The organism is Pasteurella atlantica (genome assembly GCF_963693435.1).
Classification (GTDB): Bacteria; Pseudomonadota; Gammaproteobacteria; order Enterobacterales; family Pasteurellaceae; genus Phocoenobacter; species Phocoenobacter atlanticus.
Genome location: NZ_OY856306.1, coordinates 823,919 through 840,359, shown reverse-complemented (window position 1 = coordinate 840,359; position 16,441 = coordinate 823,919). Strand labels below are relative to the sequence as shown.

At 32.8% G+C, this 16,441-nt stretch carries 15 protein-coding genes and 1 pseudogene; 6 read left to right on the top strand and 10 right to left on the bottom strand.

Annotation, left to right across the window (positions count from 1 at the left end; genetic code table 11):
• The first annotated feature begins 11 nt into the window (after window positions 1–11).
• Both U9966_RS04035 and U9966_RS10225 read left to right on the top strand, forming a co-directional pair.
• Window positions 12–1,119, top strand: a pseudogene (locus U9966_RS04035) (ISAs1 family transposase).
• A 25-nt stretch (window positions 1,120–1,144) separates the two neighbouring features.
• Entirely contained in the window at window positions 1,145–1,441 is a 297-nt protein-coding gene (locus U9966_RS10225) for a PIN domain-containing protein (RefSeq protein ID WP_407675199.1), read from the top strand.
• A gap of 146 nt (window positions 1,442–1,587) precedes the next feature.
• Here U9966_RS10225 and U9966_RS04030 read toward each other — a convergent pair whose 3' ends face one another.
• From U9966_RS04030 to sixA, 3 genes are all read right to left on the bottom strand, one after another.
• Entirely contained in the window at window positions 1,588–3,339 is a 1,752-nt protein-coding gene (locus tag U9966_RS04030) for a hypothetical protein (RefSeq protein ID WP_306349296.1), read from the bottom strand.
• Between the two features lie 142 nt (window positions 3,340–3,481).
• Window positions 3,482–4,759 (bottom strand): tyrosine-type recombinase/integrase, encoded by a 1,278-nt coding sequence (locus tag U9966_RS04025; protein WP_306346185.1) that lies wholly within the window; start codon window positions 4,757–4,759, stop codon window positions 3,482–3,484.
• Between the two features lie 773 nt (window positions 4,760–5,532).
• Complete coding sequence (gene sixA / locus U9966_RS04020) at window positions 5,533–6,018, bottom strand: phosphohistidine phosphatase SixA (protein WP_306346186.1); 486 nt, start codon at window positions 6,016–6,018, stop codon at window positions 5,533–5,535.
• 147 nt (window positions 6,019–6,165) lie between these two features.
• On the opposite strand from sixA, the gene pyk reads away from it, so the two are divergent.
• From pyk to trxA, 4 genes are all read left to right on the top strand, one after another.
• On the top strand, window positions 6,166–7,608 hold the full coding sequence (gene pyk / locus U9966_RS04015) for a pyruvate kinase (RefSeq protein ID WP_211598008.1): 1,443 nt from the start codon (window positions 6,166–6,168) through the stop codon (window positions 7,606–7,608).
• 56 nt (window positions 7,609–7,664) lie between these two features.
• On the top strand, window positions 7,665–8,696 hold the full coding sequence (locus U9966_RS04010) for a glycosyltransferase family 9 protein (RefSeq protein ID WP_306346187.1): 1,032 nt from the start codon (window positions 7,665–7,667) through the stop codon (window positions 8,694–8,696).
• Window positions 8,696–9,817: a bifunctional chorismate mutase/prephenate dehydrogenase gene (tyrA, locus tag U9966_RS04005; protein WP_306346344.1), complete on the top strand. Its 1,122-nt coding sequence runs from the start codon at window positions 8,696–8,698 to the stop codon at window positions 9,815–9,817. The genes U9966_RS04010 and tyrA overlap by 1 nt, the downstream gene beginning before the upstream one ends.
• 112 nt (window positions 9,818–9,929) lie before the next feature.
• Complete coding sequence (gene trxA / locus U9966_RS04000; RefSeq protein ID WP_306346188.1) at window positions 9,930–10,253, top strand: thioredoxin; 324 nt, start codon at window positions 9,930–9,932, stop codon at window positions 10,251–10,253.
• An 85-nt stretch (window positions 10,254–10,338) separates the two neighbouring features.
• Here trxA and U9966_RS03995 read toward each other — a convergent pair whose 3' ends face one another.
• The 7 genes from U9966_RS03995 to U9966_RS03965 all read right to left on the bottom strand — a co-directional run bounded on the left by U9966_RS03995 (window position 10,339) and on the right by U9966_RS03965 (window position 16,434).
• Entirely contained in the window at window positions 10,339–11,319 is a 981-nt protein-coding gene (locus U9966_RS03995; protein WP_306346189.1) for a porin, read from the bottom strand.
• A gap of 302 nt (window positions 11,320–11,621) precedes the next feature.
• Window positions 11,622–12,632: a glycosyltransferase family 9 protein gene (locus tag U9966_RS03990; protein WP_306346190.1), complete on the bottom strand. Its 1,011-nt coding sequence runs from the start codon at window positions 12,630–12,632 to the stop codon at window positions 11,622–11,624.
• Between the two features lie 19 nt (window positions 12,633–12,651).
• Window positions 12,652–13,401, bottom strand: a complete 750-nt coding sequence (locus U9966_RS03985) for an SDR family NAD(P)-dependent oxidoreductase (protein ID WP_306346191.1) — start codon at window positions 13,399–13,401, stop codon at window positions 12,652–12,654.
• A 33-nt stretch (window positions 13,402–13,434) separates the two neighbouring features.
• Window positions 13,435–13,866, bottom strand: coding sequence for a type II toxin-antitoxin system VapC family toxin (locus tag U9966_RS03980; protein ID WP_306346192.1), 432 nt, complete (start codon window positions 13,864–13,866; stop codon window positions 13,435–13,437).
• Window positions 13,866–15,011, bottom strand: coding sequence for an AAA family ATPase (locus tag U9966_RS03975; RefSeq protein ID WP_306346193.1), 1,146 nt, complete (start codon window positions 15,009–15,011; stop codon window positions 13,866–13,868). Before U9966_RS03975 ends, U9966_RS03980 begins: the two co-directional genes overlap by 1 nt.
• Window positions 15,012–15,028: 17 nt before the next feature.
• Entirely contained in the window at window positions 15,029–15,694 is a 666-nt protein-coding gene (locus U9966_RS03970) for an NAD(P)H-dependent oxidoreductase (protein ID WP_306346194.1), read from the bottom strand.
• 95 nt (window positions 15,695–15,789) lie between these two features.
• Window positions 15,790–16,434: a lysophospholipid acyltransferase family protein gene (locus U9966_RS03965; RefSeq protein WP_306346195.1), complete on the bottom strand. Its 645-nt coding sequence runs from the start codon at window positions 16,432–16,434 to the stop codon at window positions 15,790–15,792.
• Between the last annotated feature and the right edge of the window lie 7 nt (window positions 16,435–16,441).

Genomic DNA, 16,441 nt, shown 5'->3' with positions numbered 1-16,441 from the left:
TAGGTGTAAAAATGAATATATTATCAGCTTTTAAAGATTTGGAAGACCCTCGCAAAGATATAAACAAAAAACATGACTTCTTAGATGTTATTTTTCTTGTCGTAAGTGCGGTAATATCAGGTGCAGAAGGATGGAGTGAAATTCATCAGTTTGGTAAATTGAATATAAAATGGTTACGAAAATACCGAGATTTTGAAAATGGTATTCCTGTTGATGATACGATTGCTCGTATTGTAAGACGGATAAATCCTGAGAAATTAAATTATATTTTTATTAATTTTATCAATGAGATACGAAAATCACAAGGCAAAGAGTGTATTGCAATAGATGGTAAAACATTAAAAAACAGTTCACATTTAGAGCCTCATAATGCGCTACATAGTATTACGGCTTGGAGTTGTTCAAGAGGATTAATTTTAGCTCAAAATAAGTCCAAAGGTAAGAAAAATGAGAATGAAAGCATTCTAGAAATGATAGATATTTTAGAGCTAAATCAAGCCGTCATTACGGTAGATGCGATGAATACGCAAAAGAAAATAACGAAGAAAATCATAGAAAAAGAAGAGTGATTATGTGATGCCATTGAAAAATAATCATAAGAAATTTAGAAACGAAATAGAAAGTTATTTTCATAAAGTAGTGCGAGAAAAATCAATAAAAATAGATAAGTTTCAAGAAGTTAACTGTGAAAGAAGTCGAATAGATCAACGGTATTATTCAAAATTACCAATAAGTGATTGGCTTTTGGAATCTCAAGGTTGGACAGGAATTAAAAGCCTTATTCAAGTTCATAGGATAAGAGAAGACAATGGCAAGAAAAGTGAAGAAAAAGTATTTTATATCAGTAGCTTAGATGTTCCTTGCGAAGACTTTGCGAAATATATTAGGGGTCATTGGGAAGTTGAAAATAAAGCGCATTGGGTACTTGATGTTGTTTTTAAAGAAGATGATAGTACGATTTATTTGGGGGATGGCGTTGAAAATATGGCAATAATTAGGCGTTTAGGGCTTAATTTAGCACGACTACATCCAGCTAAAAATAGTATGAAAAGCAAGCTGAAATCAGCTGGCTGGTCTGATGAAATGAGGTCTGAGCTTATTTTTGGTGTGTGTGATTAATTTATAGACAAAGTACGCGGTTGCCCTGGCTAAGCGCACTCAAATATTCTCTCATCTTTCTCAACTACTTGATTTAGGCGAGGCTGAGGCGTTATCTATTGCTCAGCAGTACAATGCTATTGCTCTTATTGATGAACGCAAAGGACGTCGTGTAGCCCAACATCGCAATATAAAAATTACTGGTACAATTGCGATTCTTATCAAACTGAAAAAAGAAAAACAAATTTCATCTATTCGTCCGTTATTGGAACAGCTAAATACTCATGGTTATCGTATTAGTGATAGTTTAGTTAAACAAGCTCTGGATATTTGTGGCGAATAAAATTTTGCAATCTTTTGATATATAATAAAAAAACCTGTATTGCCAAAGCAATACAGGTTTTTAATTTCCTACTTCAACCTTAAACAAAGTTGCAAAATATGATCAACATCTTACCGCTTGTTTAAGGTGAATTTGGTGTTATTAAACTAGATAATATCTACCGTGATATCAGGGTCTACTATTAACGTATTTCCAGCCTCATCTGTGTATTTCACATAGTCTTGACCACTGTATTTTTCTGTTTCAGATGCTTTTGTGAAATTACCTTCTAATATCAATTCAGAGTTGAACCTAGAACTAACCAAGGTCAATTTATGACCAGTTACTGTATTTAAGCTTTCATCAGAAATAGTAAGCGAGACATCATCGTCTAACCATCCAATCTGTTTAAGAGCTGCAAGATGACCATCACTTGACATTTTATAATCATCATAAAGATACAACTTTTGAATATTATTATCACCAGATTGATGAAATTCTCTTATTTGTAAGAGATGTTTATCGTTATAAATCCAATCATTGTAATGATCAATCGTACCATCATTATTCAGATCAACACTAACTTTAGTTAGCATTTGAGTATCTTTATATTCAAGATAATGGATTCTATCAATATTACCATCATGGTCATAATCATAATCTTCTTGAATTCTATTCCCCATATCATCATATTTTAGATACTGATATTCGTCAATAACATTATCATCATGCTCATCATAGGTTCTCACAATAACCTGCCCTTTATCATTATACTTATAATTGAAGGTTCTATCTATAATTCCATCACCATTATTATCCATCTCAACTTTAATTCTATAGCCATAATCATTATAGTCATAGGTATTAACACTATCTACTATACCATCAGCATTACGGTCAGTAGATAATTTAATGAGATGTCCTTTTTCATCAAATTCACAAGCAGTGATTTTATCTATTACTCCATCAGTATCTGTATCACTTTCTGCTTTAATTCGGTTTCCATAAATATCATACTCATTTTCAGTGATATTATCAGGTGTGCCGTCATTGTTTAAATCATTGCTTGATTTCACAAGTTGATTTTTCTCATTAAATTCATTGGTAGTCGATTTATCTGGTGTACCGTCAGCATCAAGGTCTGTTGATACTTTAGTCGCATTGCCTTTTTCATCAAATTCACGAGTAATAATTTGGTCTGTTTTTCCATCCGCATTTAAATCAACATCCGTTTTAATTGCATTACCCTGCTCATCGAATTTGTTAGTTTTAATGACTTCAGTTTTACCGTCTGCATTTTTATCAATGCTCTCAACCGTGTTATTACCGAGTTTATCAAACTCACGTGTAGTAATGCTGTCCGTTGTACCATCATTATTCACATCGTATTCTGATTTAAGCACATTACCGTCTTTATCTAACGTATCGGTTCTACCACTGATGGCTTTTCCATTCGAGTATTTATCTACGTCATAGTCGATAACTAGATTGCCATCTTTACCTTCAGTGATTTTACCTGTTTCTGTTGTCACTGTTTTGTTTGGATGTTCAATAGTAACAACTACTTCATCAAGAGCACCTTCATCATCTGTGTTAATAAACTCTTTGGTGATTTTGGTTCCATCTCTTTCAGTGGTAGATTCAGTCACGGTTTCAAAGGTACCATCATGGTCTTTATCGACTGAAATAATGGTTCTGTCAGGTTTACCGTCTTGGTTTTTATCAATATTGGTGGTTTCAACGATTTCACCTGTAATGGCATCTTTTGTGGTCACAATTACTTTTTCAGGTGTATCGTTGCCATCCATATCAACAGTAGTTCTACTGATATCAACAGTTCCATCGTCATCCAAATCCTTAGCGACTGTGACGGTATCAACTTTACCATCTCCATCCGTATCTAACTCGGTTTTTATCACTTCAGGAGTACCGTCTGCATCTGCATCGTTTTCAGTGACTGTTGATACATTAGGCTTTATTCATTGCTATTACATAGTTAGTATGGTGTTAATATAAAAAACTTATACTAAAAGCTATACTTGGTTTAACTAAATATTGATGTTACGTAATTAATTTATCTAAATAATTTCCCCAAGTTTGTAGCCATTTTTTACACTCTTTATCGTAAGTATGCAGATTATAAGTTCCTTCTATTCCTTTTTTAGAGTGACCTAAAATAGCCTCACCAACATCATTTGGGCAACCTAATCGGGCCAATCCTGTACGAACAGTTCTTCTTAAATCGTGTGGTGACCAATGTTCAAGATCTATCATTAGCCCTCTTCTTCTGAGACTCCAAGTGCACTCGGTTAAATATTTTTGGTTCATTGGTTCTTCTTTTCTTTTTATTTGAAAAACATATTTACCTGAATTATCTATTGATTTTAGCAATATTATTGCTTGAGAAGATAGTTGTACATATCTTGATGTTCCTGTTTTGGTTTCTTTTAGAAAAATAGTTTTCTTTTTTAAATCAACATCATTCCAAGCAATAGCACATATCTCTCCCGTTCTACAACCAGTGAATAAGGTTAATAAAAAAACATTTTGAATTTTTTGACTAAAACTAGATTGAGGGAGCCATTTCATAAAGAGCTTAATTTCTTTTTCACTAAATGTTCTAGTTGCTTTATTTCCAGTCAATTTAATTGTAGACATTTTTAGTGTTTCTTTGGCGGAAAATGCTGGATTGATAAAAGTTTCTGGAAATTTATTTAAACTGATAGCAAATTTATAAGCTAAATTTAATTCGTTTAATACACGTCCTGCCTGTACTCTAGCTCCTCTTTCATCAACAATATTTTGTATGTGTTTCGTTATTTCCTTTCTTGTTAGTGAAGAAGCAACTCTCTTTCCAAGAGGCTTTACAATATCATAATATAGTGTTCTTCGTGTTTCTTTTTGTCCTTTAAGCTTACGTCTACCTGCAATAAATGTACCATTATCACTATAGTGATCTTCAATATATTGCTGTAAATAAAGATCAATCATTTCTTTAACAGAAAAACAAGCATCTTTTTGCCTTTCTTCTTGTTCTTTTTTAGATTGCTTATACTCGGTTGTAGGGCAACGTCCAAGTGAGCGAATATGTTTTAAGTCTTGTAGTTTTTGCCTTGCATCATTTAGACTTGTTTTTGGAAAAACACCAATTTTAATTTGGAGAAGTTTTTTTTCATAGGAAATAGGACTTCTATAACGATAAATAAATGTTTTTCTGCCTGTTTTACCACAAACTACTCTTAATCCAGAGTTTTCACCAGTATCAATTATATCTTTATCTCCAGGTTTCATCAGTTGGATATCTTTCGTTGTTAATATTTTTTTTGTATTGTTAATCATTAAAATAACCTTGTTATTAAATCTCTTTGTAATGCTCTTTTTATAACTAGCATAAATACCCTCAATTTAAGAATGAAGGGCATTGGATTATACAACAAAAGGGCTTTTTAGTTCTTAAAAAAGCTATACTAAAACTTATACTTTTGTAAAAAAAATATTATTTTCCTATACTATATAATTATTAAAATTTACCTTGAAGAAGATATTAAAATTACCATATAAAAAGTGTATTTTTATAAATTTAGATATATAAAAAATATAACAACTTTAGGAGATAAATTACAGTTCGCATAAATATATTTCAATTGACAGCATTTGATTTTTATGATTGGAGATATTTTCAAATTCCAAGATCTTGATGTGTTTAGTTGTAAATAGATATGAATAAGTGTTAAAGGAAAGAAAACTATGAAACCAAATGATTTGTTTTGAATTTAGAACACTTGATGGAATTTAAAATCTATGAATAATGGTGATAACGCAAATTTGTTTGAATTAACTTTATAGAATATATAGGCATCAAAAGAGTCAGTCTTTATTTTTTAGAAAAAAGAGAAGATAGGTTGGAGAATAAGAGACTATAAAAATATTACATAGATAGAGCATATGCCCTATCTATAAAAAATTAAATTTGTAAATTTTTGATTTGATCTACCCGCTGTATTTGCGTCTAGCTGTATTTACGTCTAAATAATGTAATTCATTTTTTTATTAGATTTCAAGTACTGTCTTGCCTTAGTATGAGTCAATCTTGAACAGTTTAATTAAATAGTTTATGGTCTTTCTGATGTAATCAATTTCCCACAATCAATTGTCCAATCAATTTCTGCAATAACAGCAGGATAAAAATGAACAGAGGATTGGTGTTGTGTTAGGGTTGATACGAGTTCATAGACCAGTGGTAAATGAGAGACAATAAGTAAATTTTTTACATTATTTTCACGTAGTACTCTCATATAATCCAGTACCGTTTGAGGGTGTCCAGCAGGGGTAATTCCATTCCAAGTTTCAACATTTGTAAAAAGTTGATCAGATGTGACCGCTTGAAATCCTTTTTGTACCTCTTGCCAAGTTTGTTGAGCTCGCAAATAAGGACTAACAAGGATATGATCTAATTGATCATTTTGAATAATTAAACGTTTAGCTAACCATTGACCTTGTTGGAAAGTGGTTGTTTTTCCATATTCAGTTAAACTACGTTGATTATCCATTGTTGCGTTAAAAGCAGCTTCACCGTGTCGCATAATCCAAATATTCATATTTTTCCTCTTATTTATCTATAAACTGATTAAAATTAGGTGTATAATGCCTCTCGTTTTATGTAGATGCAACTACAAAAAGAATTTAGAATTTAGAATTTAGAATTTAGAATTTAAATAAATTATATAAAAGTATGGAGTAAATAGATGTTTAGAAAGATCAGAAGAACCAAAATTGTTTGTACAATGGGACCTGCAACTGAGCGTGGTAATAATTTAGAGAAAATCATTGTGGCTGGTGCAAATATGGTTCGAATGAATTTCTCACACGGCACACCTGATGATCATATTGATCGTGCAAATAAAGTTCGTGAAATTGCAGCAAAATTAGGTAAACACATTGCAATCTTAGGTGATTTACAAGGACCTAAAATTCGAGTGTCAACATTTAAAGATGGAAAAGTTTTCTTAAATATTGGTGATAAGTTTGTGTTAGATGCCGATCTTCCAAGAGGAGAAGGAACAAAACACGCAATAGGCTTAGATTATAAAAAATTACCATCAGATGTCGTTCCTGGTGATATTTTATTATTAGATGATGGACGAGTTCAGTTAAAAGTAATTTCTACCGAAGGTGCAAAAGTGCATACAGAGGTTACTGTTGGTGGACCGCTTTCAAATAATAAAGGTATTAATAAATTAGGTGGTGGATTATCTGCGGATGCGTTAACTGAAAAAGATAAAGCAGATATAAAACTTGCTGCACAGATTGGTGTGGACTATTTAGCTGTTTCTTTCCCTCGTTCAAGTGCTGATTTAAATTATGCTCGTGAACTTGCTAAAGAAGCGGGTTTAGATGATGTAAAAATTGTCGCAAAAGTTGAGCGTGCAGAAACGGTTGCAACGCAAGAAGCAATGGATGATATTATTAATGCTTCTGATGTGGTGATGGTTGCTCGTGGAGATTTGGGTGTTGAAATTGGTGATGCTGAATTAGTAGGTGTTCAAAAACGTTTAATTAAGCGTTCACGTCAATTAAATCGTGTTGTTATTACTGCAACACAAATGATGGAATCGATGATTAATAGCCCTATGCCAACTCGTGCTGAAGTAATGGATGTCGCAAATGCGGTATTAGATGGTACCGATGCGGTAATGCTTTCAGGTGAAACAGCAGCAGGTCAATATCCAGCTGAAACGGTTAAAGCAATGGCTGAAGTATGTGTTGGTGCTGAAAAAATGCCAAATGTAAATAACTCTAAACATCGTTTAGATCGTACATTTGATGATTCAGAAGAAGCAGTAGCAATGTCAGCAATGTATGCAGCCAATCATATGGAAGGTGTTTCAGCAATTATTGCTTTAACAAGTTCTGGCAATACTGCTCGTTTAATGAGTCGAATTAGTTCTGGATTACCTATTTTTGCACTTTCTCGTAATGACAAAGCATTAAGCCGTTGTGCATTATATCGTGGTGTCACTCCTGTGCTATTTGAAGAAGATAGTCGTACAATTGAAGGGGCGAGAAAAGCCATTCAATTGTTAAAAGAGAGCGGTAGTTTAATGAGTGGTGATATTGTGTTATTAACACATGGTGATGAACAAAAAACTGGCACAACCAATACAACTCGTATTCTAACGGTGGAATAATTTACAGAGATTCAATAAAATCCACGTTGCGACGTGGATTTTTTATAGGTAAAACAATGAATAAACCCCTTTCTATTTGTGTTCTAAGGTTATCTGCAATTGGTGATGTTTGTCATACATTAGCCGTTATTCAGGCAATTCAGCGATCTTACCCAGATTATAAAATTAGTTGGATTATAGGTAAGACTGAAGCTAAACTAATGAAAAACATTCCTAATGTTACACTGATTTCATTTGACAAACAGCAAGGCTGGAAAGGTTTTTTTTCTTTGTGGAAACAATTAAAAACACAAAAATTTGATGTTTTACTAAATATGCAAACTGCATTTAGAACATCCATTTTATCTTTGGGTATTAAAGCAAATACAAAAATGGGGTTTAATAAAGATAGAGCCAGAGAAGGGCAACAATTTTTTACAAATTGTAAAGTAAAACAAACCACTTCCCCTCACGTATTAGATGGTCAAATGATGTTTGCACAAGCTCTGGGAGTTACAGATTTAACCCCCACTTGGGATCTTGGTATTTTACCAATAGACATTGAATTTACTGCACAATTTATAGATAAAAAAACAAAAAATGTTTTAATCGCCCCTTGTTCTAGTAAAAAAGAAAAAGATTGGTCTCCTGAAAATTATGCTCAAATTACGCAATATTTAATAGAAAAAGGAATGAATGTTATTCTTGCAGGTTCGTCTGCAATATATGAATTAAATACTGCTGCCAAAATTCACGAATTAGCCCCTAAATGTATTAATCTTGCAGGGAAAACAAATTTACAGCAACTTACTGCATTAATTTCACAAGTTGATCTCGTATTATCTTCTGATTCTGGTCCAGCTCATATTTCGACAACACAAAATACCCCTATTATTGGTTTATACGCAATACATAATCCAAGAAGAACAGGCCCTTATAATGATCTTGATAAAGTGATTTCTATTTATGATGATGCAGTTTTGGAAAGTTATGGAAAACCTTGGACAGCACTTCCTTGGGCTACCAAAGCAAAGGGTAAAAATCTAATGGAAAGAATAACTGTTGAGCAAGTCAAACAAAAATTGATTAAAATCTTAGAAATAAAATGATAAATCCACTCGATCCAATTAGAAATAAAATTGATGATATTGATCAACAATTAGTTGAGTTATTTTCACAACGTTTAAAGCTTGTGGAAGACGTAGGTAAAATAAAATCAGAATATGGATTGCCCGTTTATGATCCTGAGCGTGAAGATCAAATGATTTTAGCTCGTCGAACTGAGGCTGAAAAACAAGGTGTCCCTGCTACCTTAATAGAAGATGTATTGCGTCGTTTGATGCGAGAGTCTTATGCTAATGAGCACCATCACGGTTTTAAAACAGTTAATCCTAATATCAAAAAAATAGTGATTGTTGGTGGTAAAGGAAAATTGGGAGGACTGTTTGCTCGTTATTTTGATTATTCTGGTTATAAAGTGGAGATTTTAGATAAAGAAGATTGGCATAATGCAACAATAATACTAGCGAATGCAGATGTTGTGATTGTTTCTGTGCCAATTGCACATACCCTTAATGTGATTGAAGCATTACAACCTTATTTAACGTCAAATATGATTTTAGCTGATCTCACATCCGTAAAAGCAAAACCTGTAGAGAAAATGCTTGAAATTCATAATGGAGCAGTGGTTGGTTTACACCCTATGTTTGGAAGTGATATTACAAGTTTTGCAAAACAAGTTATCGCTTGCTGTGACGGTAGATTAAGTGAAAGCTATCAATGGTTGTTAGAACAAATACAAATTTGGGGTGCAAAAATTGAATTTATTGATGCAAAAGATCACGATCATACAATGACATATATTCAAGCATTACGCCACTTTTCAACTTTTGTAGCAGGTTTTCATTTATCACAACAACCAATAAAATTATCCCAATTATTAGCCTTATCTTCGCCTATTTACCGTTTAGAATTAGCAATGATTGGGCGACTATTTGCACAAGATGCTGAATTATATGCAGATATCATTGCGGATAAGCCTGAGAATTTAATCGTTATAAAGTCTCTTGAAGAGAGTTTTCAACAGTGTTTTGAGTATTTTGAAACGCAAGATAAACAAGGTTTTGTTGATGCTTTTGAAAAAGTACATCAATGGTTTGGTGATTATTCTGATCAGTTTTTGAAAGAAAGTAGTACTTTATTACAACAAGCAAATGATTACAGAAAGTAATCAATATAATAGTTAACAACTATTGCAATTTTGCAGAGAACATTTTATCTTGTACCCCACACATCTTAATTTAGAGATGTTTTATATTTATTAACATAAGGAAAGAAAAATTATGAGTAATTTAATTCAAACAAATGATGCAACATTTGAACAAGATGTTTTAAAATCAGAAGTTCCAGTATTATTAGATTTTTGGGCACCTTGGTGTGGACCTTGTCGTGCGATTGGTTCAGTATTAGAAGAGCTATCAGAAGAATTTGCAGGTAAAGTTAAGATCGTTAAAATGAATGTTGATGAGAATAAAACTACTCCAATGCAATTTGGTGTACGTAGCATTCCATTTTTATTATTATTTAAAAACGGTGAAGTTGTTGCACAGCAAGTGGGTGCTTTACCAAAGGCACAATTAGCAAAATTTGTAGAGCAAGTGCTTTAGTCAATTGGATCGTTAAACAAAAACAAAACCCCATAAGCCTAAGCCTATGGGGTTATTTTAGCAATTAAGTTGCTAGGTAATTAGATTACCATTCAACTTTCATACCAACGCCGAAAGCTTTATCAGCTTTATCAGCATCTTTAACTTTTACATAGTTAAACTCAGCAAATACTTTCGCATTTTTAACTAATTGGTATTCAGTACCTAAGTTAAAGCCATGTTTTTTAGTTTTAGCATCACCTGTTTTTGATTTGTAGTAGTTATAGTTACCATAAACTGCTGCATCACCAAATGCTGCTTTCATACCTGGAGAAACATAGTATGCTTTAGTTTTATCCATTTTCAAATAACCAACATCAAATGCAAATGTTAAGTTATCCATTTGATAAGCTAAACCTAAGTCAAAGGCATTAGTTTTTTTCTGATGTCCATAAGCAAAACCTACAGTTAAATCATTAGCACTATATTTTGCACCAAGATCAAAGGCTGCTTTGTTTTCTTCAAATACTACTTCTCCCGCCGCGTTATAACCTGCAAATTCTTGTGTTTTTAATACATAATCAGCACCAAATTCCCAGTTTTCTAAACCAGTGAAACGGTAAGCAATTGAGTTATCCGCGTCACCTGAAAGGAATTTTTTGCGAACACCCCAGATATTATCAAAAGAAGATTCACCAACATTGTCAGCAAAAGTGTTTTGAAGACCGAAAGTTACTTGGTGTCCTGCATTATTTCCTAATCCTACATACGCTTTTTTCGCTGTAGAACCTAAGAAATCATACTCATAGAAACCTAACGCATAAGCATCACCGAAAGCATATTTTGCTTCAACATTGATTTTAGCATCATGTTTACGCATTTTTGTTTTTTTACCAACATCTGCTTTAGCACCATCTTCGGTAACTCGCTTAGCAATAGTACCTTTAGATAAAGATTCTTTTTGAACAGATAATTTAACAGCACCACCAACTTTAATTGTTGATCCGTTTTCTTCAAATACTGTTAATGCTGAAGCTGAAGTTGCTGTTAAAGCCGCAACTGTTAATGCTACAAGAGTTTTTTTCATAATAATCACCTTAAATTATTTAAATAATTCACTGAAAAGTTGTTTCTGTTAAGGTCTAAAACAACCAGTTAACATCAATAGTTCTAAAATGACAGAACATTGAATACGCAAATGATGGCAAAAATATCAATTTATGTCAAACGACAAAGTTCACACTTTTTACAAAAATCATATAAAAAACGATTGATTGATTGTTTTTTGTCCTACTTTTGGCTATTTCATTATAACAAATCTATCATTCACTCAGCAAGCGGTAATTTATATACAAATTTTAATCAAAATATTACCGCTATATTCATTAATTATTGCCACATTCTGCCAATAAATGGCTGAATTTCTCTCAATGCTTTTTCTATTGAAATCACCGTCAAATCTCTCTCGGTTTCTTTTGTCGCAGGTGGACAAAACGCAATATGACAAGCAGGATCGTTAGTAGGTTGCCAACGAATGGGTAAAGCACTACGACGACTTGGATAAAAGCCAATGGTTGGAATATTTAATGCTCCACTAATATGCAAAGGACCTGTTGAACCTGAAATAAACAAATCGGCACAAGCTAACGATTGTGCAAAATCAACCATTCCCTCATTTTTATCGTATACGACAACGCGTTGATCATTAATTAATTCCGCTAACGCATTCACTCTGTCACTTTCATTCGGACCTGCGGTCAAAATCACTTGGCAATCGTGATGGTTTAATATGGCTGTTATTAACTCGGTGTATTGTTCGAGAGATAAACTATTTGCAGAACCGCCAGTACTCGAATGTACAAATAACCATTTTTTATTTGGGTCAAGATTAAGCTGTAAACATAGCTTCTCTTTTTGCTGTTTGAGTAAAGTATTATCAAAACGTAAAAAAGGGCGTTGTGGCTCAATAATCTGAATGTGATGCTTGGTTAAAAAAGCACGCACTAGATCTAAATTATATTCAAACTCTGCTTTTTCAGAACGTGAACGACGCTGTGTTACACGATGATTATAAAGAAATTGAATTAATTTTGTTGCAGGGGCTAAACGATAAGGAATGTTGGCTTTCCATACCAATTTTGCATTATAAATATCCGAAACAAAACTAATCACCCCATCAAACTGCTCTGCTTTCACTTTTTTAACCGTTTCTGTTAACTCTTTTGTATCAATAATAATATCATCTAAATAAGGGCAAATTTGTGCCATTTTAGCCGTATAAGGTGGTACTAACGCCACTAATTTAGTGTTAGGCATTGATTTTTTTAACATAGCAAAAGACGGCCACGCTAACATAAAATCTCCTAATTTATCATTTCTAATCACCAGTAGTTTTTTCATTATCTTTATATCTTTTTTATTAATTATTTTTAACCACATTCAACGCAGAAAACGACTGTGCTGTTGGCATTACTTCAATAGCATTAATATTCACGTGTTGAGGCTGTTCACTGACCCAAGAAACAATATTGGCAATATCTATCGGTTTGATAAATTCCACATCGTTATAGAGGGCATTGACTTTTTCTGTATCACCTTTAAAGCGTATATGTGAAAATTCAGTATCTCCACATAAACCTGGTTCTATATTGCACACTCGTACACCTGTACCCGCCAAATCAGCACGTAAATTTAAACTAAATTGTCTGGTAAATGCTTTCGTTGCACCATACACATTACCACCCGGATATGGATAAGTGCCTGCTATCGACCCCATATTAATAATTAATCCAAATTTTCTAGCAACCATTTGAGGTAAAATTAAATGCGTCATATAACAAAGTCCTAACACATTGGTATTGATCATTTTTTCCCAATCTTCAAAAGAGGCGGAATGAGCAGGCTCTAACCCAAGCCCTAAGCCAGCATTATTGACTAACACATCAATTTGTTGCAAATGTTCTGGTAGTGAGTTTATCGAATTTTTCGTTTCTTCTTTTGAGCTAATATCAAAACAAAGTGGATAAAATTTATCTCCTAACTCTTCTTGTAATTGAACCAGCTTTTCCTTTCTTCTTGCCGTTCCAATAACACTATGCCCTTTTGAAACCAATACTCGACTAATCTCTGCACCAAAACCTGCACTTGCTCCTGTGACTAGAAATAACATCACCACCTCCTTTAATAATTTAAACTAATTTCTTTACATTCTACTATATAAATCATCAAGCGATTTCATATCTTTATCTTTTGATAAAATCTCTAAATGATTTACTTTAGCTGTTGCAAAATGAAAAGTATCAAAGCGTCTTTTATCAAAATTTCTATCTACACTTTTTTGTTGACTTTCATACATATCAAAACGGTATAGATTTGCTGCAAGCTCTGAAACTTCATTTTCTACATCAAGCATTTCAAAACTATTCAAGATTGCTTTTAGTTCTGATAACTTTTGTTCGTCTTGCCACTCTACGCCACGTAAAACTTCATAAGAAATCAGTGGTGTTGTAAATAATTTTGAATAAGGATCTTCTAAAATACTTTGCATCTCTTTTAAGATTTCTTGTTTATCAGGATCATCATTATTTTTTGATAAATAAATTAAAAAATTAGTATCTAATAAATATCCTTTCATTATTTACTCTCCATCTTATCCAATTCATTTTTAATCAAATTTAATAAGGCTGCTTTGCCTTGCTCCTGATTAGATTGATTTTCTCGATCAATTTTTAACTGATTTAAATCTACACTAAACGCATTTTGCATTAAATCAACAAAAGTAATTTTATTTGGATTTTTAATCTCTTTGCCATAAACAACGCCATCATCAGCACGTTCTAAACGGTAAGCTTCACCTTGCTCTAACTGACTAATCACTAACGATGAATGAGTAGTAATAACAAAAGTGGTATTTGGGAATAACGTTTTTAATAATGGCACTATTTTTACTTGCCACTCATTATGCAGATGGCTTTCAATTTCATCAATTAATACAAATCCACGAACATTTTGAATTTGGGTTTCATTAGTGAAATAACTATAACCTGCAATAATTCCCTGTAATAACTTTAAAATAGCAGTAAAACCGCTGGATAATTCTGATAATTCTCGTTTTTGATTTTCAACTTTAATAAATACTCGATTATCTCCTGAAATTTCTAAAAACGAACCGTCAATACGGTTATCCATTTTATTTAATAAGGTCAATAATGTATGTATTTCAATTTCTCGATTATCTTCTTTAGTTTGATATTTATTGGACGATTGGGCTCGTTGGATAATCCATTCTTCCAAATTAACTTTCATATTTAAATTTTTTAATTTACTTTCTCTATAAGAAAAACAACCTATTAAATATTCTAAATACTCTTCTCGTCTAGTTTGGTTGCTCCCCATATTTTTAACAGATGAGTCAACTCTATCAATATTACTTCGATTAGACGCTGAAAGGTAAACAATAGGAAATGGATTAATTATGAAATTCATAAAATCTTCTTTAGTTGGGCAAAACCCTTCATCATTATTTTTTTTAAATTCTTTCCCATTAATTTTCACCCCGCTAAAAGGTAGGCGTTGATTTAAGATATAAGGTTGTTTTATTAATACTTGCTGATTACTAAGTAGCAAAGTCGTAAATAAACTTTCTAAAAACTTCGTTTTGCCTATTCCATTTTCACCAATTAATACATAAGTATTCTTATCTTTGGCAAAATTAATATCCATTGTGCCTACGCCTTGCATTTTTTCAAAACGTAGGTTTCCTGCAATTAAATTATCCATTCTTGTTACCTCTCAATTCACTCAGCCCAAATCACAATATCGTCCATTTTTTTACGGCTTTTTGCAGGTAATGGTTTATCACTTCGATAACCAAAAGTCACTGCCACAGAAACACCGTACTCATTTGGATTAAATAATCCTGCTTCCACTAAAATATCAGTCACCGCTTTATAATTCATTCCTTCAACTGGGCAAGAGTCAATACCCATCATTGCTGCACCATTCATCATATTGCCAAGTGCAATATAAGTTTGTTTACTCGCCCAATCAAATAAAGTGCGTTCACTGTCTAAAATATCTATATCACTTTGTTGAAAGCGTTTGTAATCTTGTAATTTTTGTTCTAGTTTCTCACCACTTAAACCACGACTTTGCAATTTTTGACGGAAGAAATCAGTGTCATAACGCATATTTTTATGGGCTAATAAAAACACCAAATGACTCGCATTATCCAGCTGTGTTTTCATTCCCCAACTCACAGGTTTGAGTTGTTGACGAAGTTCAGGGTTTTGTATTACTAAAAACTTCCACGGCTCTGAGCCTACTGAGCTTGGTGATAAACGTGCTAACTCTAAAATTACGTTAAAATCTTCTTCGCTAATTTTTTTAGTGGGATCATAATCACGAATTGCACAGCGATACAAAGCTGCATCTAAAATTTGTTGTTTAGTTATTTTTGACATATCTTTTCCTTATCCGTATAGAAATCAAGCGGTGAGATAAAGTAAAAAATTTGCAAATTTTCATCAACATCTTACCGCTTGTTTGATTGATCTTTTTATTTAGTTAAGCAATTCTCTGCAAGTTGATTATATCTCTCAAACAGTATTGTGACAAACTGTTCACTACTATTTTGAGGAGGTAAAGGTTCGCCAATAATTACATCACAATTAAAAGGTACAAATAAGGCTTCCCCTCGTGGTAACGCATTGCCCAAACCTCGCAAAATTACAGGATAGACTTTCACATTGTGCTGACGCTCTTCCAATAAATAATATAATCCTTTCTTGATGGTTCCTATTTTTTCAGGTTCTCCACGACTGCCTTCAGGAAATAAAATCAAAATATCACCGTTATCCAGTGCTTGATGACAATCTTTAAAAATTTGATCATATTGCTGACTTTTTCTCTCTAAGGGAATAATCCCAATGCAATTTAACGCAAACCACGCCATATAGCGATTTTTTAAAAAATAATCCGCTGCTGCGACAGGGCGGACTAAATGTATTTGAGAAAGAGGAAATAAACTCATCAATACCAGTGTATCTAAATGACTATTATGATTAGCAGCAATCACCGCAGATTTGGTGGGCAAAGAACGTTTACCTTGAATATTTAATCCTAATAGAAATAAAACAACAGGTTTTACAATCAAGGCAAAAAATAAGATTTTTGGTAAATATTTAAAATTAATTTTCATCATTGCCTAC